Here is a 26,405-nt window from a genome sequence, read left to right on the forward strand (position 1 = left end):
CGCGAGGAAGGTCGCGGCCATGTATCGCAGACGTTGGCATGTGGTTGCGCGCACGGCCCCCGTCCTGGCCGGGCTCGCGTTGTCCCAGGTTCTCGCCGTGGGGGTGTTCACCGCCCAGGCCTCACCGCCTCCGGCCGCGGCCGCGGTGGCCGCTGCTCCGGATCTCTCCCGCCCCGCCGGTCACGACCCGCATCGGCAGGACTGCCGCAAGGGACACCGCGAGGGTTGTCCTCCGCTCCGGCCGATCCCCGATGACCCGCCGGCACCGCAGGTGCCGCCCGGACCGCAGGTGCCGCCCGGACCGCAGGTGCCGCCCGGACCGCAGGTGCCGCCCGGCACCCGAGCGCACCATCACTTCCGCTGACCGAGCAGCAGGCTCAGCCCGAGGGGGCGGCGGCCGGCAGGCCCGTTCCCGACGCCGAGATCCCGCGCAGCTGCCGGTCGAGGTACCCGTGCAGCCGGGCCGGCATGTCCACGGCTTCGGGGGCCAGCACCCACTGGATCTGCAGGCCGTCCATGACGGCGAGGGTCTCGCGGGCGACGGCCTCGCAGTCGGTGCCGGGCCGGAGCTCGCCGCGGGCGACGCCCGCCTCCAGCAGCCGGACGTTGTGGGCGAGCACCCGGGCGTAGCGCTGCGTGAAGTACTCGTGCGCGGGGTGGCCGGCGTTGCCGGACTCACCGACCAGCGTGTTGTACATCCGTACGAGGCCGGGCCGGCGGGCGTTGTCCGCGGCCAGGGCGACGACGGTGGCGTAGTACGCGGCGACGGACTCCTCCGGGCCGCTGAACAGGCGCTCCACGTCATGCTGCTCGCTCTGCGCCAGCACGGACAGGAGCAGGTCCTCCTTGCTGCGGAAGTGGTGCAGCAGCCCGCCCTGGGTGATCCCGCAGTCGTTGGCGATGCGGGCGAGCGAGGAGGCGTGGAAGCCCCACTGCGCGAAGTGCTCCACCGCGGTGTCGAGGATCTTCGCGCGGCGGGCGTCGCCCACGGCGTAGGTCCCGCGGCCGGTGGCCTTCGGGGCGGTGCGCTCCTTGTCCTGTGCCATGCGGCCCACCCTAGGTGCTGCCTTTCCCCGGCCCCGGAAGGCGTGATTCAGGTCACTTTTCCAAAACCTAGTGGGTACAAGGTTTTCGCGCTTACGGTGAGCACCCTCCGCCGGACCGCACCCAGGAGCCGTACGCCGATGAACGCCACGCCCGACGCCATCCCCCCGTACAAGGACGCCTCGCTCCCGGTGGACCTGCGCGTGGCGGACCTGCTCTCCCGGATGACGCCGCAGGAGAAGGCTGGCCAGCTCTTCCACTCGATGCTGATGATGAATCCGGACGGCACCCCGGTCACCGAGACCGACGGCTCGATGCTCCCGTTCACCACGCCCGAGCTGATCGGGGACCGCTTCGTCAGCCACTTCAACCTGCTCGGCACGTACGGCGCCCGCGAGATGGCGCAGTGGCAGAACACGGTGCAGGAGATGGCCGCGGCCACCCGGCTCGGCATCCCGGTCACCCTCTCGACCGACCCGCGGCACGCCTTCACCGACAACGTCGGCGCCTCCTTCGACGCCGGCGCGTTCTCCGCCTGGCCGGAGGCGCTGGGCCTGGCCGCGATCGGCGACCCGGAGCTGGTCTTCCGCTTCGCCGACACCGTCCGCCGCGAGTACCTGGCCGTCGGCTTCCGGGTCGCCCTGCACCCGCAGATCGACCTGGCGAGCGAGCCGCGCTGGGCCCGCCAGACGGGCACGTTCGGCTCGGACGCGCGGCTGACGGGCGAGCTGGTGCAGGCGTACGTCCGCGGGCTCCAGGGCCCGGAGCTCGGGCCCCGGTCCGTCTCGGCGATGGTCAAGCACTTCCCGGGCGGCGGCCCGCAGAAGGACGGCGAGGACCCCCACTTCGCGCACGGCAAGGAGCAGGTCTACCCGGGCGGGATGCGCGAGCACCACCTGGAGCCGTTCCGGGCGGCCGTCGCGGCCGGCTGCGCGCAGATGATGCCGTACTACGGCCAGCCGATCGGCACGGACTGGGAGGAGGTCGGCTTCGGCTTCAACAAGGGCGTGGTCACGGGCCTGCTCCGAGAGGAGCTGGGCTTCGAGGGAATCGTCTGCACCGACTGGGGACTGCTCAACGACGCCTCGATCTTCGGCGAGGTCCACCCGGCGCGGGCCTGGGGCCTGGAGCACCTGACGGTCGCCGAGCGGGCGGCCCGTGCGCTGGACGCCGGGGCCGACCAGTTCGGCGGGGAGCAGTGCCCGGAGGTGATCGTGGACCTGGTCCGCTCGGGCCGGATCGCGCAGTCCCGGATCGACGCGTCGGTGGCCCGGCTGCTGCGGGAGAAGTTCGTGCTGGGCCTGTTCGAGAACCCGTACGTGGACCCGGACGCGGCGGCGGAGACGGTGGGCCGGGCCGATTTCGCGGCTGCGGGGGCGGCGGCCCAGCGCCGCTCGCTGACGGTGCTGACGAACCGCGGCGGGCTACTGCCGGTGTCCGAGCGCCCGAAGCTGTACGTGCAGGGCGTGGACGAGACCGTCGCGGCAGGGTACGGCGAGGTGGTGTCCGACCCGGGGGCGGCGGATCTGGCCGTACTGCGGCTGCGCACCCCGTACGAGCCGCGGGAGAACGTCTTCGAGTCGTACTTCCACTCGGGCTCGCTGGCCTTCGCGGAGCCGGAGCTGTCGCGGATCCTGGCGCTCCTGGCCGCCGTACCGACGCTGGTCTGCATCAACCTGGAGCGGGCGGCGGTCATCCCGGAGATCGCCGAGCGGGCGGCGGCGCTGATCGCGGACTACGGCGCCGAGGACGCCGCGCTGCTGGACGTGGCGTTCGGCCGGGCCGTGCCCGAGGGGCGGCTCCCCTTCGAGCTGCCCCGGTCGATGGCAGCGGTTGAGGCCTCGCGGCCCGATGTGCCGAACGACACCATCGACCCCGTGTTCGAGCACGGACACGGGCTGGCCCTGTAGGGGGTCGACAAAAGCGCGCGGTGGCCGACGATCACCGCGCACCGGGTGGCCGTGCCGTGGGGGGACGGCCACCCGGCATCACCGCCCATATCCCCATTCCCGCCATAATCGGAACCGCTGCTTCCGCTGTTTTCCCTGTCTGAACCCCGCATAGCCGCAGGCCGGTGGCTCCTCTACGCTGCACCCCTACTACGCGGATCTTCAGGGGCGGGAAATGGAACAGACACACACCACCCACAGCGGCGCCGCGGCCACCCCCGGCGCTCAACGGCGCGTGCTCGTGGTCGAGGACGACCGCACGATCGCCGACGCCATCGCAGCCCGGCTGCGCGCCGAGGGCTTCCAGGTGCAGGCCGCCTTCGACGGTCCGGCCGCCGTCGCCGCGGCCGAGAGCTGGCAGCCCGAGCTGCTGGTCCTCGACGTGATGCTGCCCGGCTTCGACGGCCTCGAGGTCTGCCGCCGGGTCCAGGCGCAGCGGCCGGTGCCGGTGCTGATGCTCACGGCGCGCGACGACGAGACCGACATGCTGGTCGGGCTCGGGGTCGGCGCGGACGACTACATGACGAAGCCGTTCTCGATGCGCGAACTCGCGGCGCGGGTCCACGTCCTGCTGCGGCGCGTGGAGCGGGCCACCCTGGCCGCCACCGCCCCGCGCGGGGCCACGCTGCGGCTGGGCGATCTGGAGATCGACCACGCACAGCGCCGGGTCCGGGTGCAGGCCGAGGACGTACACCTGACGCCGACCGAGTTCGACCTGCTGGTGTGCCTGGCCGGCACCCCGCGGGCGGTGCTCTCCCGGGAGCAGCTGCTCGCCGAGGTGTGGGACTGGGCCGACGCGTCCGGGACCCGTACGGTCGACAGCCACATCAAGGCCCTGCGCCGCAAGATCGGGGCGGAGCGGATCCGTACGGTCCACGGCGTCGGGTACGCCCTGGAGACCCCGGCCCAGACATGAGCGGGGGGCGCCCGCCGGGAGGGCTGAGGCCGTTCTCCCCGTTCTCGATCAAGACGAAGCTGGGCACGCTCGTCGTGGTCTCGGTCTTCATCACGACGGGCCTGCTGATGGTGGCCCTGCGCACGGACACCGAGCTGCGGTTCATCACGGTGTTCTCGGTGATCGCCTCGATGCTGATCACCCAGTTCGTGGCGCACAGCCTGACGGCGCCGCTGGACGACATGACCCGGGTGGCCCGGGCGATATCCCACGGGGACTACACGCGCCGGGTGCGCGGGGCCGGGCGCCGCGACGAGCTGGGCGACCTGGCCTCCACGATCAACCTGATGGCGGACGACCTGGAGGCGGTGGACCAGCACCGCAAGGAGCTGGTCGCCAACGTCTCGCACGAGCTGCGCACGCCGATCGCGGCGCTGCGGGCGGTGCTGGAGAACGTGGTGGACGGGGTCTCCGAGGCCGATCCGGAGACCGTGCGGACGATGCTGAAGCAGACCGAGCGCCTCGGCCGGCTCGTGGAGACCCTGCTGGACCTGTCCCGGGTGGACAACGGGGTGGTCCCGCTGAAGGCCCGCCGCTTCGAGGTGTGGCCGTACCTGTCGGGGGTCCTGAAGGAATCGGGCCTCGCGGCCGCCGGCCGGCCGGGCCTGCTCTCCGGCTCCGGCGGGCACACCCGCAACGACGTGCACCTGCACCTGGACGTGTTCCCGCCCGAGCTCACGGCGTACGCGGACGCCGAGCGGCTGCACCAGGTGGTGGCGAACCTGATCGACAACGCGGTCAAGCACAGCCCGCCGCACGGCAGGGTCACCGTCCGTGCCCGGGCCGCGGAAGCGCCCGGCAGTCTCGCGCTGGAGGTACGGGACGAAGGCCCCGGCATCCCGGAGGCGGAGCGGCACCGGGTCTTCGAGCGGTTCAACCGGGGCAGCGCGAACGGCGGCGACGGCGGTACCGGACTGGGCCTGGCCATCGCCCGCTGGGCCGTCGGCCTGCACGGAGGGCATATCGGAGTGGCCGAATCGTCACGCGGCTGCCGGATCCTCGTCACGCTTCCGGGCAGCTCCCCGGCGTCACATTGACGTAGGGTTCGAGTGGGTAGGACATGATCTCGGCCACACGTGCCCGGGGTCCGTCAGGGGTGCGAAGCCATGGGGGCCGCAACCACGCTGCCCCCTACCCGAACCAGGCTGGTTTCCCGCCATTCAGAGCGGCGAAACCCGCCGTTCGGTGTGACCTACATGACGTAAGTCCCGCCCGGTCTGCATCCAGCGGTCAGGGAGGCGTAGCCTTTATTCCCGCTGTCCATACCTTGTGAAGCGGAAGAGGGCGGTTGCCGCCGTGTCGCCACAGTCCCCCAGTAACTCGAGCACCACGACCGAAGCAGAGGGCGGGAAGACCCCTGCCTCAGGCTTCGGCGCCAATGAGTGGCTCGTCGACGAGATCTATCAGCAGTACCTCCAGGACCCGAATTCGGTCGACCGGGCCTGGTGGGACTTCTTCGCCGACTACAAGCCGGGGGGCATTGCGTCTCCGGTGAAGCCGGACGAGCCCAAGAAGTCCCCGACGACGGACGGCGCCTCCGCACAGGCCGCCCCTGCCGTCGCTCCGCAGGTCTCCGACGCTGCCGCCACGGGGGCGGCGAGCGCCGCCGCGCCCTCTCCTGTCGCCGCGCCCACGCCTGTGTCAGCTCCTGCCCCTGCTCCTGCCACCCCCTCTGGTGCCCCTGCTGTGACTGTCACCTCCCAGGCCCAGGCCGCCGCACCGGCCGCCGCAGCCCCTCCGGCTCCGGCTCCGGCTCCGGCCTCCGCCGCCCCCGTCGCCGCCCAGAAGCCCGCGCCCGCTGCCGCGCCCACCGCCGGAGCCCCCGCGGGCCCCGAGCTGGTGACGCTCCGCGGCCCGGCCGCCGCGGTCGCCAAGAACATGAACGCGTCCCTCGACGTCCCGACGGCCACGTCCGTCCGCGCCGTCCCGGTGAAGCTGCTGTTCGACAACCGCATCGTCATCAACAACCACCTGAAGCGCGCCCGGGGCGGGAAGATCTCCTTCACCCACCTCATCGGCTACGCGATGGTGCAGGCCATCAAGGCCATGCCGTCGATGAACTACTCCTTCGCGGAGAAGGACGGCAAGCCCACCCTGGTCAAGCCGGAGCACGTGAACTTCGGCCTCGCGATCGACCTGGTGAAGCCGAACGGCGACCGCCAGCTCGTCGTCGCCGGCATCAAGAAGGCCGAGACCCTCAACTTCTTCGAGTTCTGGCAGGCGTACGAGGACATCGTCCGCCGCGCCCGCGTCGGCAAGCTGACGATGGACGACTTCACCGGCGTCACCGTCTCGCTGACCAACCCCGGCGGCCTGGGCACCGTCCACTCCGTGCCCCGCCTGATGCCCGGACAGTCGGTCATCATGGGCGTCGGCTCCATGGACTACCCCGCCGAGTTCCAGGGCACCTCCCAGGACACCCTGAACAAGCTGGGCATCTCCAAGGTCATGACCCTGACCTCGACCTACGACCACCGGGTCATCCAGGGCGCCGCCTCCGGCGAGTTCCTGCGCATCGTCGCGAACTTCCTCCTCGGCGAGAACGGCTTCTACGACGACGTCTTCGAGGCCCTGCGCATCCCGTACGAGCCGGTCCGCTGGAACCGCGACATCGACGCCTCGCACGACGACGACGTCACGAAGGCCGCCCGCGTCTTCGAGCTGATCCACTCCTACCGGGTCCGCGGCCACGTCATGGCCGACACCGACCCGCTGGAGTACAAGCAGCGCAAGCACCCCGACCTCGACATCACCGAGCACGGCCTCACCCTGTGGGACCTGGAGCGCGAGTTCGCGGTCGGCGGCTTCTCCGGCAAGTCGATGATGAAGCTCCGCGACATCCTCGGCGTGCTGCGCGACTCGTACTGCCGCACCACCGGCGTCGAGTTCATGCACATCCAGGACCCGAAGCAGCGCCGCTGGATCCAGGACCGCATCGAGCGCCCGCACTCCAAGCCGGAGCGCGAGGAGCAGCTGCGCATCCTGCGCCGCCTGAACGCGGCCGAGGCCTTCGAGACCTTCCTGCAGACGAAGTACGTCGGCCAGAAGCGCTTCTCCCTCGAGGGCGGCGAGTCCGTCATCCCGCTGCTCGACGCCGTCATCGACTCGGCCGCCGAGGCCCGCCTCGACGAGGTCGCGATCGGCATGGCCCACCGCGGCCGCCTGAACGTGCTCGCGAACATCGTCGGCAAGTCGTACGCGCAGATCTTCCGCGAGTTCGAGGGCAACCTCGACCCGAAGTCCATGCACGGCTCCGGCGACGTCAAGTACCACCTGGGCGCCCAGGGCACCTTCACGGGCCTGGACGGGGAGCAGATCAAGGTCTCGCTCGTCGCCAACCCCTCGCACCTGGAGGCGGTGGACCCGGTCCTGGAGGGCGTCGTCCGCGCCAAGCAGGACGTCATCAACAAGGGCGGCACGGACTTCACCGTCCTGCCCGTCGCCCTGCACGGTGACGCGGCCTTCGCCGGCCAGGGCGTCGTCGCCGAGACGCTGAACATGTCTCAGCTGCGCGGCTACCGCACCGGCGGCACCGTCCACGTCGTGATCAACAACCAGGTCGGCTTCACCGCCGCCCCGGAGTCCTCGCGTTCCTCGATGTACGCGACCGACGTGGCCCGCATGATCGAGGCGCCGATCTTCCACGTGAACGGTGACGACCCGGAGGCCGTGGTCCGCATCGCGCGGCTCGCCTTCGAGTTCCGCCAGGCGTTCAACAAGGACGTCGTCATCGACCTCATCTGCTACCGCCGCCGCGGTCACAACGAGTCGGACAACCCGGCGTTCACGCAGCCGCTGATGTACGACCTGATCGACAAGAAGCGCTCGGTGCGCAAGCTGTACACCGAGTCCCTCATCGGTCGCGGCGACATCACGCTGGAAGAGGCGGAGCAGGCGCTCCAGGACTTCCAGGGCCAGCTGGAGAAGGTCTTCGCGGAGGTCCGCGAGGCCGCGACCTCCCCCGCCGCCGGCGCCCCGGTGACGCCCGTGCAGACCGCGCAGGAGTTCCCGGTCCCGGTGAACACCGCGATCTCGCAGGACGTCGTCAAGCGGATCGCCGAGTCCCAGGTCAACGTCCCGGACCACGTCACCGTGCACCCGCGTCTGCAGCCGCAGCTGCAGCGCCGCGCGGCGATGATCGACGAGGGCACGATCGACTGGGGCATGGGCGAGACCCTCGCCTTCGGCTCGCTGCTGATGGAGGGCACCCCGGTCCGCCTGTCGGGCCAGGACTCCCGCCGCGGCACCTTCGGCCAGCGCCACGCGGTCCTCATCGACCGGGAGACGGGCGAGGACTACACCCCGCTCCAGTACCTCTCGGACGACCAGGCCCGCTACAACGTCTACGACTCGCTGCTCTCCGAGTACGCGGCCATGGGCTTCGAGTACGGCTACTCGCTGGCCCGTCCGGACGCGCTGGTCCTCTGGGAGGCCCAGTTCGGTGACTTCGTCAACGGCGCGCAGACCGTCGTCGACGAGTTCATCTCCTCGGCGGAGCAGAAGTGGGGCCAGACGAGCGGCGTCACGCTGCTGCTGCCGCACGGCTACGAGGGCCAGGGCCCGGACCACTCGTCCGCGCGTCCCGAGCGCTTCCTCCAGATGTGCGCGCAGGACAACATGACGGTCGCGATGCCGACCCTGCCGTCGAACTACTTCCACCTGCTGCGCTGGCAGGTCCACAACCCGCACCACAAGCCGCTCATCGTCTTCACCCCGAAGTCGATGCTGCGTCTGAAGGCGGCGGCGTCGAAGGCGGAGGAGTTCACGAGCGGCTCCTTCCGTCCGGTCATCGGCGACTCGACCGTGGACCCGTCCGCGGTGCGCAAGGTCGTCTTCTGCGCGGGCAAGGTCTACTACGACCTGGAGGCCGAGCGGGAGAAGCGCGGCATCACCGACACGGCGATCATCCGCATCGAGCGGCTGTACCCGCTGGCCGGCGCCGAGCTCCAGGCCGAGATCGCCAAGTTCCCGAACGCGGCGAAGTACATCTGGGCCCAGGAGGAGCCGGCGAACCAGGGTGCGTGGCCGTTCATCGCGCTGAACCTGATCGACCACCTCGACCTGGCGGTCGGCGCGGAGGTCCCGGCCGGCGAGCGCCTGCGCCGCATCTCGCGCCCGCACGGCTCCTCCCCCGCGGTGGGCTCGGCGAAGCGCCACCAGGCGGAGCAGCAGCTACTGCTGAACGAGGTCTTCGAGGCGTAGTCGCTGCGCTTGCCCGAACGAAGGAAGGCCCGGCCCCTCTCGGGGGCCGGGCCTTCCGGCTGTCCGGGGGACTTCGCTTGCTCGGGGCCTTCTCCCCCCCTCTCCCCACCACCGCCGAGCGGTGGTTGCCCACCCGCCCCCGTCGGCGGGCCTGTGGCTTCGGGGTTCGGCACCCAATCACCCGGGATCAGGGAGGGTTTGGGGGTTTCCCGTCAGTCTCATCGTCTCTCCGGTCCGGGCCGCCCTGTCAAGGGCGCTCCCTGCGGTCGCGTCGCTACGCGATGGCCTCCGGCCACCCTGGACAGACCGTCCCGGCCCGGACATACGAAGACTGCCGGGAAGCCCCCAAAAGAACGGCACGGGTCGGAGAGAGGCACACGGGGAGATCAGGGAGGAGCTGCCCGGTTCCCTGGGGCCGGCCGAGGCCCACCACCCCGGCCGGCCAGGGTCGGAGGCCGGCCCGAGGAGACGTCCACCCGGGGCCCATAAGCAGGCTTGTTCCGGGTCGGTGGCGGCTCTACCCGCACGAAACAGCGACCAACGGCCCATCGGGAACCGCCGGTCGCGTCTGATCGCTACGCGCTCCTCGCCGACTGCACGCGACGGTCGTCCGGGGCTGGGCATAGGCCGACACGGATCGCTACGCGGCTGAGGTGACCTGGCGGCTATCAGCCCGCCAGGGGCTGGTCGTGAACAGTCCACGAGTCCAACGGGCCCGAGCGCTCAGCTGCGAGCCCGAAGTTCGGGGTGGTGTCTCATGATCAGCACGTTCATGTCGCTGACGCGCGACCGGTCACGGTCGACATAGGCCTGGAAGCGCGCAGAGACGTGAGCGGCGCACTCGGCGCAGGAGTCCGGAGGGACCGGCAACCGCGGGAACAGGTCGGCAGCCTCCATCACACGGCCCCGATGTTGGCCACGGCCGTGGAGATCTCCCGGCCGGACGGGCCCCGGACGTACGCCAGTACCACCCAGCGCTCGCGGACCGGGTCATCGGAGACGTCCTCCCGGACCACGGCCATCAGCTCACCCTCGACGCCGGACGCGATGTCACGGACCCGGCGGCGCAGGAGACGGTGGGGCACCGAAATGACGTCCCCCGAGTCGGCGCCGGAGGCATCGCAGTGTTGCGACATCCAGACACTCCTCTCTAGAGATGTATGCACTACAGCCGATGCACGCTTAGACCGCAAGAGATCTCTAGAGATCTCAGCCGAAGGGGGTGGCCACGCTGGTGCGATGCGACGGCCCACCGGTGGCCCTAGGGTGTCTAGAGAGGAGAAGGAGTGATCGGTTTCATGACCAGCCAGGGCAGCGCCCGTCGGCCGAAGTACCAGCGGATCGCTGATGCGCTGAGGACCGCCATCCAGGCGGGCGAGTACGGTCCGGGCGACCGGCTGCCCGGGGAGAACGACCTCATGGCCACGTACGAGGTCGCCCGGATGACCGCACGCCAGGCCCTCGGCGTCCTGCAGAACGAAGGCATCGCGGAGGCACGGAAGGGTGCCGGTGTGTTCGTCCGGGCGTTCAGGCCCCTGCGGCGGCGCGGTATCCAGCGGTTGGCGCACGAACAGTGGGGCTCAGGGCGCTCCATCTGGTCCGCCGATACCGAGGATCGAGAGCTCGTCGTCGATCAGATCGAAGTGCGTGAGGAGGAGGCGAACGACCGGATCTCCGGGGCCCTTGCTCTTCCCACAGGGGCTCGCGCGTGGGTACGCAGCCGCCGTTTCGTGCTTGAGGGCAAACCCGTGCTTCTCGCGACGTCGTTCCTGCCGTCGGACATCGTCGCGGACTCTGCTGTCACCCAGGTCGACACGGGACCCGGCGGTACGTACGCGCGACTGGCCGAGCTGGGGCATGAACCCGTCCACTTCCGTGAGGAGATCCGGTGCCGGATGCCCTCGGCCGACGAGGCCGAGCGGCTTTCGCTCGCCATGGGCACACCGGTGATCCGGATCGTCCGTACCGCCTTCGCCGAAGGCGGGCGGGCCGTTGAGGTCAACGAGATGACTCTGGACTCCGCTTCCTACGTCCTTGAGTACGACTTCGACGCCTGATCCACTGTGGGTCGAACCACCGGGCAGGGTTCGTCCCCCATCGGCCGCAGTCGCGGAGGAACCGTAGCGATCTGCTGCGCCCCTGCCTCCGATGGGCTGCCGACCGCTGTCACGCTCAAGCACACCCGCCGTACCGGCTGGTGGATGGCCGGCGTCAACGACCCCGAGAGCGTCGCCGAGCACTCGTGGCGGACGTCGCTCATTGCGTCGGTCATCGCGAAACTGGAGGGCGCCGATCCCGCGCGTGCCGCGTTCCTCGCCGTGTGGCACGACACCCAGGAGACCCGTACCGGGGACGTCAACCACCTCGGGAAGAAGTACGCGCCGGCCGGCGACCCGCAGGCCGTGACCGCCGACCAGACCGCGGGCATGCCCGACGTGCTCGCCTCGGCGATCCGGGAGCTGGTCGCCGAGTACGAGGCGAAGGACTCACCCGAGGCGGTCTGTGCGCGTGACGCGGACAAGCTGGAGTGCATGCTCCAGGGCATCGAGTACAAGGCCCAGGGCTACGAGAACGCACAGCGGTGGATCGACAACAGCCGGGCGCGGCTCACGACTGGGACAGGGCGGCGACTGGCCGACGAACTGCTCGCACAAGGACCGTTGGACTGGCTGCGGAACGCCCTCGGCGAGAAGGCCTGACACCATGGACGGCCATCCGCTCACGCGCCCTTGGGGCGCTCAGCCCCGGACGGCCGTCGGACGCCGTCGACGAGGAGCGCGTAGCGATTCGACGCGATCAGCGGCTCCTGATGGGCTGGTGGTCGCTGTTTCGTGCGGGTAGAGCCGCCACCGACCCGGAAGCCCATGGCGATGTGCCCCGGGGCGGCCGATGATCTTACCGATTCGTGACGCCCCCTCTGGGGACGCCCACAAGTCCCCTGCTGCCTCTAGCGTGTTCGTACATCCCCGAGTGCGACCGGTCGGCGCGAGCCGCACCCGATGACGGTTCGAATCCGGGAAAGCCCGAAATTTCGTGAGAAGGCGGAAAAATGACGGTCGAGACGCTTCCCCTCTGCGCTTATCCGGAGTGCACCAACCACCCCGAGGCGCCGACGCCCGGCAGTCCCGAGCCCCGGTACTGCGCCCACCCCGACCACAACGCGTTGGGCGCGTTCCGCAAGTTCCGGGCCAAGCGGCAGCAGCGCAAGGACGAGAAGCGCCAGGCGGCCGAGGCCAAGAAGGCGGCCGGGACGGCGCCCGCCGCGGACGCCCTTCACATCGAGCCGCCGATGGAGTCCGCTGCGGAAGCCGCAATGCCGGGCACGGACGGATCCGACCCTCGCACCGACCTCGTGGCGCTCATCTCCCAGCTGTCCACGGACCTGCCGGGCTACATCGAGGAACTGGCCATCATCACGGACTCGGCCGCCGCCGAGGAGCGCATCCGGACCGTGACCCAGGCCGCGGCCCAGCGGACCCTGGACGCCGAACAGCGCACCGCGCTGGCGGAGGAGGCCGCGGACCTGGCCATCGCCCAACTGGACGTGGCCAAGCACCGGTTCGAGGAGGAAGCGGACAAGATCCGCCAGGAGGCCGCGCAGCAGGTGGCGGACGTGGCGTTCGTGCGGGCCGAGCTGGAGCGCTACCGCGAGCGGGTCGCCCAGCTGGAGGAGCGACTCGACGGCGTACGCGAGGAGGCGGACGCGGCCCGCCGGGAGCGCAGCGAGATCGCACGGCAGGCCGAACAGCACCGATGCGAGGTCTGACGACCGCCCCCGAACCGCCGAGATCATTCACCTCGGGGATTTACAGATCAATGCGCCGATTCGCCAGAGCTCCGCCGATGTGCCCGTCACGCACTCACAGACCAGTCCATTCACATATCGCAGCACGGAATTACCCAACTGGAGGAAACATGTCTCGAACCGTCAAGCGGAGCACCAGGCTGGCAACGGTCGCCGGAATGGTGGCGGCCGTCGGCGCGGGAATGCTCGTGACCGCGCCTGCGAGCCAGGCGGCGCCGGTCGCGGCCTTCCGCCTCAGCAACTTCTCGGCGACCATCGCGAACATCTGCGTCCACACGGACGTCGCGACGAAGTGCTCGGGAAACATAGCGGCAGGGAAGAGCGAGGTTTACAAGGTGGAGTACAAGGGGGCTGGCAACTGGTACTGCACTGCGACCGCGAAGGGGCTGACCGGCACCGCCAGCACTCCCTATTTCAGCCGGGCCAACGTAAAGGAATGCGCGGAGGTCGGCAACATTTTCGGTGCCAGCATCATGCTCAAGTGACCGTCACCGGGCGTTCTGAAATACCCCTTCGCCTCCTATTACGGCTGAGCGGTCCGGAGGACTCCGGCGCCGTCGTCACCTCGCACGACGGCTGAGGGTCCCGCCGGCGCCCGGTCTCGTGGACACCGCCACCACGGGACCGGGCGCCGGGCGCGACGCAGGCGTACCGCGTCCGCCGCCTACGGCTGGGGCTCGAAGTCCCAGTACGGGCGGTTCTGCTGGCGGGCCGAGACCGTGTGGACGTGTTGGGGGCCCAGAGTGCGGGTCAGGGCCTTGAGGCCGGCGTCCTCGTGCTTCTGGGCCTCCGCGTCCTCGCGGGCCGAGCGGAGATCCGCCGCCAGGGCGATCTGGGCGCTCAGGGTCATCGGGTGGTCCGGGCCCAGGATCTGCTCGCAGCCCCGGAGGGTTTCACGGCTCAGGGACACCGCGTCCTCGAAGTGCCCCGTGATGTTGCGGTGCCCGGTGGCGTTCAGGGCGCAGCCCAGCGTCCACGGGTGGCGGTCGCCGACCGCGCCGCGCATGCCGACCAGGGCCTGTTCCGCCAGGTTGAGGGCCTCGACCCGCTCGCCCTGGGCGCGCAGGACGAGGCCGAGGTTGCCCACCGTGCCGATGCTGTACGGGTGGGCCAGCCCCAGCTGCGTCTGGTAGCCCCGGACGACCTCCTCCGAGATCCGGCGGGCCTCGCCGATGTCCCCGTACTCCCGCAGGTACGTGGCATAGTCCGAGGCCACCATCAGGGTCCAGGGGAACTCCGCGCCGAAGACCCGGGTCGAGCGTTCCAGGACGCTGCGCAAGCGGGCCCCGGCCCCCGGGATGTCCCCCGAGCGGCGCAGGCACATGCCGAGGTTGTGCTCGGCGCGCAGGGTCTGGGGGTGGTTGGGGCCCAGGACCTGGGAGTTGAGCTTGAGGCCCTGTTCCTGCCGGGCGAGGGCTTCGCGGTAGCGGCCCATCAGGCGCAGTCCCATGGCGCAGCCGATGCCGGAGGAGAGCGTCGCGATGTGCCGTACGCGCAGCACCCGCTCGCGGCGCCGCAGGGTGTCGAGGTCGGCCTCGTACGCCTCCTGGTAGCGGCCCAGCAGCCGCAGCGCGACGGCGACGTTGTTCTCGGCGTTCAACGTCGTGGAGTCGTCCTCGCCGAGCAGCTCGCGGTAGCGCGCGAAGGCGTGTTCCAAGAGCTCCCGCGCCCGGTCGAACTTGGCCGTGCTGAGCAGCACCCCGGCGTACGTGCTGGTGGCGCGCAGGGTCTCCAGGTCCCGGTCGCCCCGCTCGGCCAGCAGCCGGTCGGCGACCGATTTGGCGAGGGTCTCGGCGCGCTTGAAGTGGCCGAGCATCCGCAGGGCGCCGCCGTAGTGGTAGCTGAGCTCGCGGACCTGGTCGTGGTCGTCGCCCAGCATCGTGCGCCACACGGCGTCGGTCTGCTCGGCGAGCCGCAGGCAGGTGCGGTACTCCCCGGCGAGGATCAGGTAGCGCAGGCAGTGCAGCAGGAAGGTCTGGATCCGCGGGTTGCTGCTGGTCAGGACGCCGGAGGTCTCCAGGTGCGGGATCAGTTCGGCGTAGCGGGGCCACAGCCGGGAGTCGGAGGGCCGGCCCGGGTCGGCGGCTGCGAGGACCTGCCGGACGGCGCGGGAGAGCGGTTCGGCCTCGTCCTCGGAGAGGTTCTCGCGGACGATCCCGTGCACCATGCGGTGCAGCTGTACGGTCTCCAGCCCGCCGCCGCCCTCCTCCACCGACAGGTCGGAGTACTCGAGGCGGACGACGGAGAACTGGACGAGCTTGTTGAGGGCGGCGTTCCACCGGATCTGGTCGTTGATCAGCCCGGCGAGCTGCTCGGGCACGTCGGCGGCGGGGAACTCGCGCAGCAGCCGCAGCGGCACCGGCCCGGGGGCGAAGAACACGAACAGCCGCAGCAGGGAGAGCGCGTCGGGGAAGTTCTCCCGGACGTTGTTCAGCAGTATCGCGAGGGCGGTCGGGAAGGGCAGCGGGTAGTCGTCGGAGACGGTCACGGCCTCCCGGGAGTCCAGTCTGCGCTGGAGCAGGGCCAGGTAGTCGCCCACCGTCAGCGGGGAGTCGGCGAGCCAGCCGGCGGTCTGGTCGAGGGCGAGGGGGTAGTCCTCCAGGGCCTCGGCGAGCTGGTCGGCCTCCTCGCCGGTGAGCCGGCGGGCCCGGCGGCGGATGAAGGTGATGGACTCGGGCCGGGCGTACAGCGGGACTTCGAGGAGGCTGGTGTGCCGGGAGGCCCATTCGCGGTTGCGGGAGGTGATGATGACGTCGCCCGCGCCGGACGGCAGCAGGTCGGTGAGGTCGTCGGGGTTGTCGCAGCCGTCGAAGACCACCAGCCAGCGGCTGTACGGGGAGCCGCGCCGCAGCGCCTCCAGGACGGCCCGGATCTGCTCGCCGTAGCTGCCGGCGCCGCGCGGCAGGCCCATCGCGGGGGCCAGGTCGGCGAGCCGCTCGCGCAGGGTGGGCCGGTCCTCGGCGGGGACCCACCACACCACGTCGTACTCGGAGGCGAAGCGGTACGCGTACTCGGTGGCGACCTGCGTCTTGCCCACCCCGGACAGCCCGAGCAGGGTGACGGTCGACGCGCCGGGCGGGGCATCGGCGAGGGCGGCGCGCAGTCGGCCGATGACGTCGTTGCGGCCGGTGAAGCGCGGGTTGCGGCGCGGGATCCGGCCCCAGATCTCGGGCGGGTCGTTGGGGAAGCGGGGGCCGCGGCGGCCGGTCTCGGTGCCGATCCGGTCGGTGGGCAGCTCGAGCCGGCGCAGCACGCGGTACTCCGCCTCGTACGCGTCCAGGCCCCACAGGTCGGTCTTCTCCAGCACGGCGGCGGCGCTGGGCAGCGGCGCGTCGGTGAGGCAGACGGCCGCGAACTTGTCGGGGTGGTGGTCGGTGACGGTGCGCAGGGCGGTGTTCCACTCCTCGTCGGTGTGGGCGGCGGCGGAGAAGTAGCGCTCGCTGAGGATGAGCAGGACCCGGCTGCCGCTGCGGGCCAGGTCGTCGAGGGCGGGGGCGAGGCCGGGGCTGGACTGCGGGTCCCAGCGCGCGAGGGCGACCCGGTGGCCGTGCTCCTCGAGGCGGTGGGCGATCCACACGGCCCAGGGCCGGTTGAACCCCGCGAAGCTGATGACGAAGCGCTGCGGCTGCGCGGCTCCGTCGCGGTCTCGGTCCTGCCGAAGTCCGGTGGTCATGCGGCCGTCTCCCTGGAATCCGGGCGGTGGACGGGGTTGAAACGGTAGCGCAGCGGACGGTCCGTCACCCCTGTGCGAACGGGGCGAGTTCGGGGTGCTGCACGCACCAGGCGCGGCGCTCCCGGTCGACGGCGCGGCGGGCGACGGCGTGCTGGTCCCCCGGCGGCGGCAGGTCGTCCATGGCCCGTTCGGCCGCGGCCATGGCGGCGGTGAACTCCCGCCCGGCGGCGGTGAGTTGCGGATGCCTGTGGAGCACGGGCAGGACGGCGGCGACCTGGGCGCGGATCCGGGCGTGCTGGGCCCAGGCGCCGCGGGCGCCGTAGAGGGCGGCGCGCTGCCAGTACCCGGCCAGGGCCAGGTGGGCGTACGCGCCGTGCAGGAGTCCGTCGAGCGGGCGGGGGTCGCTGCGCCAGGGGGCCCAGTGCCGGGGCGTGCGGTCGGCGGTGTGCAGGGTCAGGACGTCGGCGAGGGCGGTGAGCTTGCCGTGCTGCACCTCGTGGACGAGGGTCGCGGCGAGCGCGGGCGGGGCCTGGGTGCGGGCGAGCACGGACCCGGCGGCCGCGGGCAGGGTGGCGCCGCTGGAGCGGGAGCCGCCGCCCAGCGGGACGACGGAGCGCAGCAGCAGGCCGATCTCCTCGGCGCGGGCGGTGTCGTAGCGGTCGAGCAGCGTGAGCGCGCCGGACCACTGGGTGTCCCAGCGCTTGTGGCCCTTGGGGGTGAGCCGGCGGGCGGGGCGCACGGGCGCCGGGTGGGCGGGGCCGGGGGCCCGGTAGGGGTCGAGGTCGTCGAGGGCGGTGCGGCCGCCGGGCAGGGTGTGCAGGGCGAGGGTGGCGGGGTCGTCGGGGTCCCAGGAGCACTCGGTGAGGGCGAGCGGGCCGGGCCGGGCGGGGCGCAGCAGCCCGAGGGTGGGCAGGACGAGCCGGCCGTGGAGGGGCCGCAGGGTGGCCTTGAAGGCGATCCCGGAGCGCAGGGCCGCGGCGACGGCGAGCGCGCCGAGGTGGCCGAGGTCGGCCGGGGGCCCGTACGGGGCGTGCAGCCGGCGCAGGGTCTCCTCGGCCCACACCCCGGTGGCCGGGTAGTGCAGTACGTCGCGGACGGCGTCGGGGGCGTGCCGTTCGGCCTCCTCCAGCAGCGCCCAGTGGTCGGCGGCCTCCCCGGCCCGCCCGCCGGGGGCGGCGTCGAGCACCCCGCGCAGCAGGACGAGCCGCTTGGAGCGGCGGATGTCGCGGACCAGGCGGGTGCCGCCGACGGAGGGCTCGGTGGAGGCGAGGGCACTCAGGGTCGCCGAGGTGACGGCGAACCCGGTCAGGGGGGCGGTCATGAGGCGGCCGCCCGCACGTTCGCCTGGCCGGCGGGGAACGGGCCCGGCAGGCCGGGGTCCGGACCGGCCGCCTGCCGGGTCGCCTCCCCGGCGGGGAACGGCGCGGCACGGCCCGCGCCCGAGCCTGCCGCCTGCCGGGTCACCTCGCCGGCGGGGAGCGGGCCGGGCGGGCCGGCGGCGGGGCCGAGCGGGCCCGGGTCTTGACCGGGCACCTCGCCGGCGGTCGGGCCGGCCGGCTGCGGGGTGGCCGTGAGCGGCCGGGGCTCCCGCGGTGCTTCGGCCGCGCTCTGCCGGGGCGGGTCCCCCGCAGCCGCCTGTTGCAGGGCGGCCGCGATGTGGCGGATGACGACCTGGAGGTCGGCGCAGTACACGGAGGGCCGGCGGAAGCCCTCGCCGGCGCGGTAGCGGTGCGGGTAGTGCCCGCCACCGCAGACCTCGACGAGCTCGCAGGCGCGGCAGCCGTCGGCGAGGGCTTCCCGGCCGAGCTGGCGGGCGGCGAGCCCGGGGTGGTCGAGGAACGCGTCGAAGCTGTGGTGCTCCAGGGTCATTCCGGTGGCGGCGGCGCCCTCGTAGGCGGATTTGAGCGAGTCGGCCTGCTCGATGGCGCCGTCGGTCTCGATCACGGCGGTGGTGGCGGGGGCGAGGCCGAGGGTCTCGGTGGCGGCGGGCAGTCCGAGCAGCAGGGCGATGATCTCCTCGAAGATCCGGATCCGGGTCCGCAGCACCGCGTCGTGCCACCAGCGCTCGAAGACGGCGAGGAGCCAGTCGGCGTACTTGGCGGCGGGCGGGTGGTGGCCGGGCGGCGGGGTGCTCCAGTTGGCCAGCGGCAGCAGCAGTCCGATGACCGGCGGGGCGAAGGCGAGCAGGGACTCGTACGTCTCCACCGGGTCCTGGTCGAGGTCGACGACGCAGAGCACCCCGGCGTAGCTCTCGGGGTGCCGGGCCAGGAGGCGCAGGCCGCGGGCGGCGGCGCCGAACCCGGGGCGCCCGGAGTGGTCCACGCGGCGCGCGTTGTGTGCGGGCAGACCGCCGTCGAGGCTGACGCCGATGCGTATCCCGGCGGCGGCGAGCGCCGCGAGCCGGCTGCGGGTGAGCAGGGTCCCGTTGGTCTGGACGGTGGCGGTCACCCGGGTCCCCGGCGAGGTCCGGGCGAGGGCGGCCCGTACGGCGTCCACGGGGGCGGCCAGTTCGGCGGGGGCGGTGAGCAGGGGCTCGCCGCCGTGCAGGACGAGGTCGACGCGGGCCAGGTCGTGGGCGGCGGCGTGCTCGGCGATGCGGTCGGCGGCGCGGGCGGTGGTGGCCGGGGACATCGCGGCCGGCTGGCCGCGCCAGCCCTGGTCGGCCATCTCGTACACGTAGCAGTAGGTGCAGGCGAGGTTGCAGCGGCTGCGGGTCTTGAGCACGAACTGCCGTATCGGGTACGGCCGGTGGCCTGCGGCGCGCAGCGCGGGCACGTCGAGCCGGGCGTACGGCCAGGGCGCGTGGATCCGATGGGAGGGCAGCACGACATCGCTCGTGTTGGTCTGCCTCATCGTTCGTACCTCCCGCGCCGCGGACGGTGCATCCCTGCCCGGCGGACGGCACCGGCTAACGGCGGAAACGGGTCAACTGTGGCTGCTCTGCGTATCCTTGGGAATGCGGTGCGTGAGGGATCGGCGTCAGGCCACTCCGGAATCGAACGCGTTGAGGATCTCGGCGGGGTGGGTGACCCGCTGCACCATGCCTTCGATGACCCGGGCGAGCACGGGATGGTCGATCCCGCGCAGTGCGGCCAGGTCGAAGCCGGAGAGGTCCGGTAACTGCCCGGAACAGGCGGAGCCCGCCGCTTCCGCTTCCTGCTGCCGAGTCACCATGGGCTGCCCGTCCCCCTGTCGAGTCGTGATCTCCGATGGTCCACTACCCGGTCGGCGGGGTTACAGCCCCGCCTCCAGGGTGCGGACCCGGGACTGCAGTGCTTCGCGCCGCTCCGCGGCGGGCTCCCCGAGCCGGGTCCACAACTCCACGGCCGAGCGGTACGCGTCCAGCGCCGCCCGGGGCCGCGCCAGGCGCTCCAGCACCTCGCCGCGCAACTCCTGCACCCGCGCGGCCAGTTCCACCGCCACGTCCCGCCGCTCCTCCCGGTCGGCGGCCAGCGCGGACCGCCAGGCCCGGCGGTAGGAGTCCGCGGCCCGGTCGAGCCGGTCCAGCGCCCGGGTGTGCGCGTGGATCTCCTGCTGGACGTCGCCGTGCTCGCGCCACGCGCGGGCCTGCTCCAGCGGGCTGCGGCTCTGCCGGACGGCCAGCTCCAGCAGGTACTCCGCCTCCCGCAGGTCCACCACGTCGCCCTCGTAGCCGTGCCGCAGCCGCAGCCCCTGCGCGAGCCGCATCAGCCGCTGCGCGGAGCGCGCGTCGGACTGCGGGACCGCCGCCCGGCTGTCGCGCAGCACCCGTACGGCCGTCGAGGTGAACCGCCGCCCGTCGGCGGCCCGCGCCCGGTCCAGGAGTACGTCGCCCCACTCGGGCAGCAGCTCCCCGTAGGCCTCCCCGTCGCGGGGGATCAGCCGGCGGGCCCGGCCGTACGCCTCGGCCGCGTCCTCCAGCGCCGCCGGATCCGCGTCCCGCGCGTACCGGGCCCGGTGCACCCGCGCCAGGCAGACCAGCCCGGCCAGCCGCAGCTCCGCGTCCCCGGCTGCCTCGGCCAGGGCCAGGTCCAGCTGCCCGGCCGCCTCCTCCAGCCGCGCGGGCAGGTACCGCAGGGCCGTGGCCAGCTCCACCCCTACGCGGGCGGCCGCCGCTCCCGACGGCTCGCCGGCCAGCCCCGCCGCCAGGTGCTCGGCGGCCTGCCCGGCCAGGGCGGTGCGCTCCTGCGGGTCGGGGGTGCGGGGCAGCAGGGCCAGCAGGACCCGGCCGAGGGCCGGCCGCACCGCCGGGTCGGAGGCCGCGCCGCCGGTCACCGCCTCCAGCGCGGACTGCGCCTCGCGCAGCGCGCCCGTGTCCTCGCGGAGCTCGCCGAGGCGGACCAGGGTCTGCGCCCGCCACACCACGCAGTCGAGGCGCAGCCGCGGGTCGAGGTCCGGGTCGGGGGCGCCGCCGACGGCCGCGAACTCCCGTTCCGCGGCGGCCAGCAGTTCCGTGTCCGGCTCGGCCGCCAGGGCCTGCTCGTACAGCACCCGGCCGAGGACGGCCCGGGCCGGCGGGGTGCCGAGGCCGGCCACCGCCCGCTCGGCCTCCGCGAGCAGTTCCGGGTCCCGCTGCCCGGCCCACAGCCGCAGCAGTACCCCGGCCAGCTCGCACTCCGCCTCGCCCGGCGGGTCCTCGGGCCCGGCGGGTGCGGCCACGGCCCGGCGCAGTACGGCGACGGCCTCGTACAGTCCGCGCTGCCCGCCGTCGCCCCCTTGACGGTCCTGCGCGGCGAGCCGGTCGCGGGCCGTGCGCACCGCCCAGGCCCGGCCGGGCGGGGGTGCGACGGGCTCGGCGACGGCCGGGGCCTCGGCGGGCGGCCCGGGCAGGTAGCGCCGTACGACGCGGGCCGAGACCTCGGCGAAGGCCCGCGGGAGCCGCCCGGCGGGGACCCGCTCCTCGCCGCCCTCCTCGACCACCGGGGCGCCGGTGAGCTGGGAGACGGCCAGGGCGGGGAAGTTCCGTACGCCCCGCCCGAAGTGCGCGAGCACGTACTCGGAGCAGTGCTTGAGCACGAGCGCGGCCTCGTCCCGGCCGAGCGGGCCGAGCAGGACGTCCTGGACGCCGGGCACGAACTCGTACCACTGCCCGGCGGACCGGCCGCGCCGCAGCAGCCCGCTCAGCAGCACCTCCGCCAGGTCGGAGGGCTCGGAGTCGGGCAGCATCGTGCGCTGTACGAGCCGCATCACGGGCAGGGTCAGCGGCGCCGCCGACAGGTACACGGCGAGCTGTACGGCGCGGGGCGAGGCGGAGGCGCGGAAGCGGCGCACCAACTCGCGCGGCGGGCGGACGGCGCGCGGCGGCGGGACGGGCGCCGCGGGGTGGTCGGCGAGCACCCGGCCCACCTCGGCGGGGACGGGCCCGGTGCCGAGCCCGGCGACGAGGCGGGCCCAGGCGCCGAGCGCGGTGGCGCTGGGCGGCAGGACGGGGACGGTCAGCCCGCCGGTGGGCCGCCCGTGGCGGGCCGGCCGGTCGGGCCGGAACCGCAGCTTGCCGGCGCTGCCCTCGGCGCGGGTGAGGGCGCCCCGCTCGGTCGGCAGCCAGCTGCGGCTCCACAGCCGCTGCGGCAGCGGCTGGACGACGACGCACGGGGCGCACTCGGCCCAGCGGTGCAGCAGCCGCTGGGCCTCGCCCTCGCGCCAGAGCGCTCCGGCGCAGTCGGAGACGACCATGGTCAGGGCCCGCCCCGTCGGGTCCCGCAGCTGGTCCCCGGAGCGCAGCCGGGTGCCGGGGCCGGGTCCGCGCCCGACGGCGGCCCGGCCGTCGCCGAGCCGGTGCAGGTAGTGCACCTGTACGTCCCGGAAGGCGCCGAGGCGCTCGCACACGGACCTCAGTTCCTCGAACATGTCGTGCCACACGGCCATCGACGGCGAGGCGTCCATGACCAGCCGTACGGTCGCCTCACGCCGGCTCTCGGGCCGCAGCACCGGGATGACCAGCCCGAGGGCCCGGGCGCTGGCCTCGGCGGTGGCCGGCTCGTCGAGGACGAGGCGGGTGGGCGGGCCGGGCGGGCGGTGCCGCTGGAGGGCGCGCAGGGCCCGCTGGATCTCCAGGATCCGGGGCAGCGCGGCCGCTCCGGGGACCCGTACGGGCACTCCGGCGCCGGCGGGGAACTCGGCGGCCTCCTCCGCCACGGTCCCCAGGACCCGGGAGGCGTAGAGCCGGACCGGGTCTTCCGGATCGGGCTCGGGCCGTACGGGTTCCTCCTCGGGCTGCGGTGCACCGCCCGCGGTCCGCGGCCGCCGGGGCGGGGCCGTCCGGTCCCGGTCCGGGGCGGCGGGGCCGGGCGGGCCGATCCGCCCGGCCAGCCACAGCGCGTCGGCGAGCTCCTCGGCGGTGGGGTCGAGCCCGGCGGCGCGCAGCAGCCCGGCGAGGTCGCGCAGGGCGGCGGGGACGGGTGGCGGGCCGAAGGAGCCGGGCACGGGAGGCCGGTCGGGGGCGGCAGACCGGTCGGGGACAGGAGCCCGGTCGGGGGCGGAAGGCCGGTCAGGGACCGGAGGCTGTTCGGGGACGGTCGGCCGGTCGGGGGACACGGGCGCTCACCTCGGGCGGTCGAGGCGTTGGATGAGCAGGTCGGCGAGGTCCTCCCGGGTGGGCGGGGCAGCGTAATGGGTGAGGTAGATGGCGTTCAGCAGCTGGTCGGCGGCGACGAGTTCGGACTGGGAGCGGCTGAGGAACTCCCGGATGAGGTCGGCGCCGAGCTGGGCGGCCTCCTCGCCGAGGTGCGCGCGGACCATGGTGGCGAGCCGTTTCTCGCCCGGCTGCCCGAGCTTGAGCTGGATGCAGCGGCGCAGCAGGGCGGCCGGGAAGTCCCGTTCGCCGTTGCTGGTCAGGATGATGAAGGGGAAGGCCCGGCAGCGCACCCGGCCGCCCTGGACGGTGACCTTCGCCCCGTCGTCGGTGAGCACCTGCACCTCGGGCTCGGTGTCGGCGACCCGTTCCAGCTCGGGCAGGGCGAACTCGCCCTCCTCCAGGACGTTCAGGAGGTCGTTGGGCAGGTCGATGTCGCTCTTGTCGAGCTCGTCGATGAGCAGCACGCGGGGCCGTTCGGTGGGCAGCAGGGCCGTCCCCAGCGGTCCGAGCCGGATGTATTTGCCGATGCCCGGGGCCTTGCCGGTGCCGGGCGGCGCGGCGGAGCCGGCTGCGCGGGCCGCGCCGGGGAAGCCGCCGCTCGCGGCGATCTGGACGTCCTGGAGCCGGGCGATGGCGTCGTAGCGGTACAGGCCCTCCTGGAGCACGGTCCGCGAGACCACGGGCCAGCGCAGCACCCGGCCGAGTTTCAGTTCGTGGGCGACGGCGTGGGCGAGGGTGGACTTCCCGGTTCCGGGGTAGCCGGTCACGAGCAGCGGCCGCCGCAGGTACAGGGCCGCGTTGATGGCCTCGAGCTCCTCGGGCTCGGGCCGGTGCAGCTCGGCGGCCTGCCGGTGCGCCCCGAGGCGGCGGGCCACGTTCCCGTCGGCCGTGTCCGCGAGTCCGCCGGGCTCGCCGACGGGGCCGCCGTCGAAGTCCCGCCACGGCGGCGGATCGGGCAGGGCCTCGATCCCGTCGTGGGGTTCGCCGACCCCCCGGTAGATGAGCCATTCCTCGTTCACGGCTGCTCCCTCCCCCTCCCGCCCGTCACAGGTCGCCCTGCAGCGGCTCGTCATCGGGCAGCGCGCGGGCCGGGTCGTCCCATACGAGGGCCATCCCGTCCGCCCAGTACGCGTCGGGGTCGGCCCCGTGCGCGCGGGCCCGCAGTGCCTGGAGCCGGACCGGCAGCGGCGCTCCCCGCCCCGCCTCGGTCAGCTCCTCGCGCAGTCCGCGGTGGAACGGCGCGCAGTCGGCCGCCGGATCGGCCGGGGGCCGGCGGGTGACGGCCACCCCGTACCCGGCGTCGTGGACCGCGTGGAGGGAGCCGCGGGTGGGCTCCGCGTCGGCGGCCCGGCAGTGCACGGGCACGGTGTTGTCCGGCAGGGCGTCGAGCCATTCGGGCGCCGGGGTCCGGGGGCGTCCGCGCGCGCAGTCGGCCCGCTCGTCGGCCAGCGGCCCGGCCTGGACGCGTGCCCAGCGGTCGGCCCGGCGGTGGACGGCCTCGTCGTCGGGCGGGGTGTCGCCGTTGCCGGCCTGGTGGCGGAAGACCACCGGCCGCTGGACGCCCAGCGGCACCCGGCCCGCCACGGTCCAGGTGTCCACGGGCAGGCCGAACAGCTCGGGCGCCACGGCGACTTCGAGGAGGGCTGCCGCCTCGTGCGTGTCGCAGCGCCGGAAGGCCTCGGCGAGCGGGACCCGCAGCGCCTCCGCGAGGCCCGCGCGGGTGACCCGTACGCCGGAGTCCACCGGGGTCAGCCGCCCCGGGTGGGCGGGCCCGGCCAGCACCGAGACGCGCCAGTCGTAGACGTCCTCCCAGCCGTGCGCCCACGCCTCCAGCAGCACCGACGGCCCGCGGGTCAGCCCGTCGACGGGGCGGGCGTGCCCGTTCGTGTGACCGGCGGCCCGGGCGCGCCGGCGCCGGTCCCGCTGCACCAGGCCCTGTTCGTGGCGCTCGCCCAACTCCCGCCGCAGGGGCCGCCACAGCCGCTCGGCCGTCGCCCGTACCCAGTCCCACAGCTCTTCGTCGGAGCCCGGGGAGGGCGGCTCGCGGTGGTCGGCCACGCTCACGTCGGTCGCGTACCGGAGCATCGCGGCGGCCTCGCCGGCGCCGGCCGGCGGGTCGTGCAGCATGCCGAGCCCGTCGCGCCAGCTGAGCGGGGCCGGCAGGCCCGGGTCCGGCTCCTCGCCGCGGGCGGCCTCGACCAGGGCGCGGACGGCCTCGGAGGAGCGCGGCGGGGGCAGTTCGGCGAGCAGCCCGCACAGGGTGGTGCGTTCGGCGGCGGTGAGCCGTCTGCGTCCCTCGTACGGGTCGCGGGGGGCCGGGAGCTCCTCGTGGACGTCGGTCCAGGTGCGGCGGCTGCCGAGATCGCTCAGGTGCTGGTCGTAGTGGTAGAGGTCGTGGGCCTGCATGACGCGGCGGTAGAGGCCGACCTGGCCGGTGGCGGCCAGCGGCAGGGTGCGTAACTGGACGACGGACACGGCGAGTCCGCCGCCGCCGGTGTGCCGGCGGGCCTTGACCACGCCGACGACCTCACCGCGGGCCAGGTCCACGACCGGGCCGCCGGACATGCCGGGTTCGATCTCGTCGTCGCCGCCGAGGCGCAGGGCGGCGCCGGCGGCGGCGGTGCCGCGCAGGCGGGTGGTGCGGCCGGTGATCTCGGGGGTGCCGAGGTCCTCGGTGCAGCCGAAGTAGGCGACCTCGTCGAGGCGGGGTCTGGCGCGGTCGGTGAGCCGTACGCAGGCGTGCGTGATCGGTGCGAGGACGCGGACCAGCGCCAGGTCGGGCAGGTCCCACAGGGCGTGGCGGGCGGGGCGGCGCTCCTCGAGGCGCTCGGGCAGGACGCACTCGACGCGGCCGGTGACGGTCCCGGTGGCGCCGTCGGCGCCGGAGGAGAAGGTGATGCCGAGCTCACGCCCCACGAGACGCACCGCTGCACCCCCTTCACCGACGACGTGCGCGCACGTCAGGACCCAGCCCGGGGCGATGAAGAAGCCACTCCCCCAGGTGGGACCGGTCCCATGGGGTGCATACCCGTCCGGGGCCGCGTGGACGCGCACGGTGGCCGCCTGGACGAGGGGTTCGAGGAGCTCGTAGGCGCGCGCGGTGCCGCCCGTGCGCCGGTCCTGCATCCCCTGCCCCCTCAGGTGTCTGGCAGTCCAGGCTAGCGCCGGGTCCGGTAGGGCGGGAGGTGTCGCCGGGCATGCGGATTATCCTGGCGGGAAACATC

At 73.4% G+C, this 26,405-nt stretch carries 16 protein-coding genes and 1 pseudogene; 8 read left to right on the plus strand and 9 right to left on the minus strand.

Annotation, left to right across the window (positions count from 1 at the left end; translation table 11 throughout):
- Positions 1–377: 377 nt before the first annotated feature.
- Positions 378–1,046, minus strand: a complete 669-nt coding sequence (locus OG299_RS14065; protein WP_327361666.1) for a TetR/AcrR family transcriptional regulator — start codon at positions 1,044–1,046, stop codon at positions 378–380.
- A 138-nt stretch (positions 1,047–1,184) separates the two neighbouring features.
- On the opposite strand from OG299_RS14065, the gene OG299_RS14070 reads away from it, so the two are divergent.
- From OG299_RS14070 to OG299_RS14085, 4 genes are all read left to right on the plus strand, one after another.
- A complete protein-coding gene (locus OG299_RS14070; RefSeq protein ID WP_327361667.1) occupies positions 1,185–2,954 on the plus strand; it encodes a glycoside hydrolase family 3 protein in 1,770 nt (589 codons plus the stop codon).
- Between the two features lie 214 nt (positions 2,955–3,168).
- A complete protein-coding gene (locus OG299_RS14075; RefSeq protein ID WP_266625543.1) occupies positions 3,169–3,909 on the plus strand; it encodes a response regulator transcription factor in 741 nt (246 codons plus the stop codon).
- Positions 3,906–4,985, plus strand: a complete 1,080-nt coding sequence (locus OG299_RS14080; protein WP_327361668.1) for a HAMP domain-containing sensor histidine kinase — start codon at positions 3,906–3,908, stop codon at positions 4,983–4,985. Before OG299_RS14075 ends, OG299_RS14080 begins: the two co-directional genes overlap by 4 nt.
- Positions 4,986–5,244: 259 nt before the next feature.
- Entirely contained in the window at positions 5,245–9,150 is a 3,906-nt protein-coding gene (locus tag OG299_RS14085) for a multifunctional oxoglutarate decarboxylase/oxoglutarate dehydrogenase thiamine pyrophosphate-binding subunit/dihydrolipoyllysine-residue succinyltransferase subunit (protein WP_327361669.1), read from the plus strand.
- A gap of 896 nt (positions 9,151–10,046) precedes the next feature.
- Here OG299_RS14085 and OG299_RS14090 read toward each other — a convergent pair.
- Positions 10,047–10,286: a hypothetical protein gene (locus tag OG299_RS14090; protein WP_327361670.1), complete on the minus strand. Its 240-nt coding sequence runs from the start codon at positions 10,284–10,286 to the stop codon at positions 10,047–10,049.
- A gap of 162 nt (positions 10,287–10,448) precedes the next feature.
- Here OG299_RS14090 and OG299_RS14095 point away from each other — a divergent pair, with 162 nt between their 5' ends.
- The 4 genes from OG299_RS14095 (at position 10,449) to OG299_RS14110 (ending at position 13,440) form a co-directional block, all read left to right on the plus strand.
- A complete protein-coding gene (locus OG299_RS14095; protein WP_327361671.1) occupies positions 10,449–11,207 on the plus strand; it encodes a GntR family transcriptional regulator in 759 nt (252 codons plus the stop codon).
- A 69-nt stretch (positions 11,208–11,276) separates the two neighbouring features.
- Positions 11,277–11,849, plus strand: a complete 573-nt coding sequence (locus OG299_RS14100; protein WP_327364517.1) for an HD domain-containing protein — start codon at positions 11,277–11,279, stop codon at positions 11,847–11,849.
- Between the two features lie 350 nt (positions 11,850–12,199).
- Positions 12,200–12,916, plus strand: a complete 717-nt coding sequence (locus tag OG299_RS14105; protein WP_327361672.1) for a hypothetical protein — start codon at positions 12,200–12,202, stop codon at positions 12,914–12,916.
- A 149-nt stretch (positions 12,917–13,065) separates the two neighbouring features.
- Positions 13,066–13,440, plus strand: a complete 375-nt coding sequence (locus OG299_RS14110; RefSeq protein ID WP_266625558.1) for a hypothetical protein — start codon at positions 13,066–13,068, stop codon at positions 13,438–13,440.
- A 179-nt stretch (positions 13,441–13,619) separates the two neighbouring features.
- On the opposite strand, the gene fxsT is transcribed toward OG299_RS14110, so the two are convergent.
- From fxsT to OG299_RS14145, 7 genes and pseudogenes are all read right to left on the minus strand, one after another.
- Positions 13,620–16,628 carry an FxSxx-COOH system tetratricopeptide repeat protein gene (gene fxsT, locus OG299_RS14115; protein ID WP_327361673.1) on the minus strand — a complete coding sequence of 1,003 codons (3,009 nt, stop codon included), beginning with the start codon at positions 16,626–16,628 and terminating at the stop codon, positions 13,620–13,622.
- Positions 16,629–16,692: 64 nt separating this feature from the next.
- Positions 16,693–17,949, minus strand: coding sequence for an HEXXH motif domain-containing protein (locus tag OG299_RS14120; protein WP_327361674.1), 1,257 nt, complete (start codon positions 17,947–17,949; stop codon positions 16,693–16,695).
- A gap of 293 nt (positions 17,950–18,242) precedes the next feature.
- Positions 18,243–19,481, minus strand: a pseudogene (locus OG299_RS14125) (FxsB family cyclophane-forming radical SAM/SPASM peptide maturase); the annotation flags it as partial.
- 126 nt (positions 19,482–19,607) lie between these two features.
- A complete protein-coding gene (gene fxsA, locus OG299_RS14130; RefSeq protein WP_266625564.1) occupies positions 19,608–19,802 on the minus strand; it encodes an FxSxx-COOH cyclophane-containing RiPP peptide in 195 nt (64 codons plus the stop codon).
- 60 nt (positions 19,803–19,862) lie between these two features.
- Positions 19,863–23,030 (minus strand): SAV_2336 N-terminal domain-related protein, encoded by a 3,168-nt coding sequence (locus OG299_RS14135; protein WP_327361675.1) that lies wholly within the window; start codon positions 23,028–23,030, stop codon positions 19,863–19,865.
- 117 nt (positions 23,031–23,147) lie between these two features.
- Positions 23,148–24,254, minus strand: a complete 1,107-nt coding sequence (locus tag OG299_RS14140) for a MoxR family ATPase (protein ID WP_266625568.1) — start codon at positions 24,252–24,254, stop codon at positions 23,148–23,150.
- Positions 24,226–26,307, minus strand: coding sequence for a VMAP-C domain-containing protein (locus OG299_RS14145; protein ID WP_327361676.1), 2,082 nt, complete (start codon positions 26,305–26,307; stop codon positions 24,226–24,228). The genes OG299_RS14140 and OG299_RS14145 overlap by 29 nt, the downstream gene beginning before the upstream one ends.
- Positions 26,308–26,405: the final 98 nt, after the last annotated feature.

This window comes from Streptomyces sp. NBC_01296 (assembly GCF_035984415.1).
GTDB lineage: Bacteria > Actinomycetota > Actinomycetes > Streptomycetales > Streptomycetaceae > Streptomyces.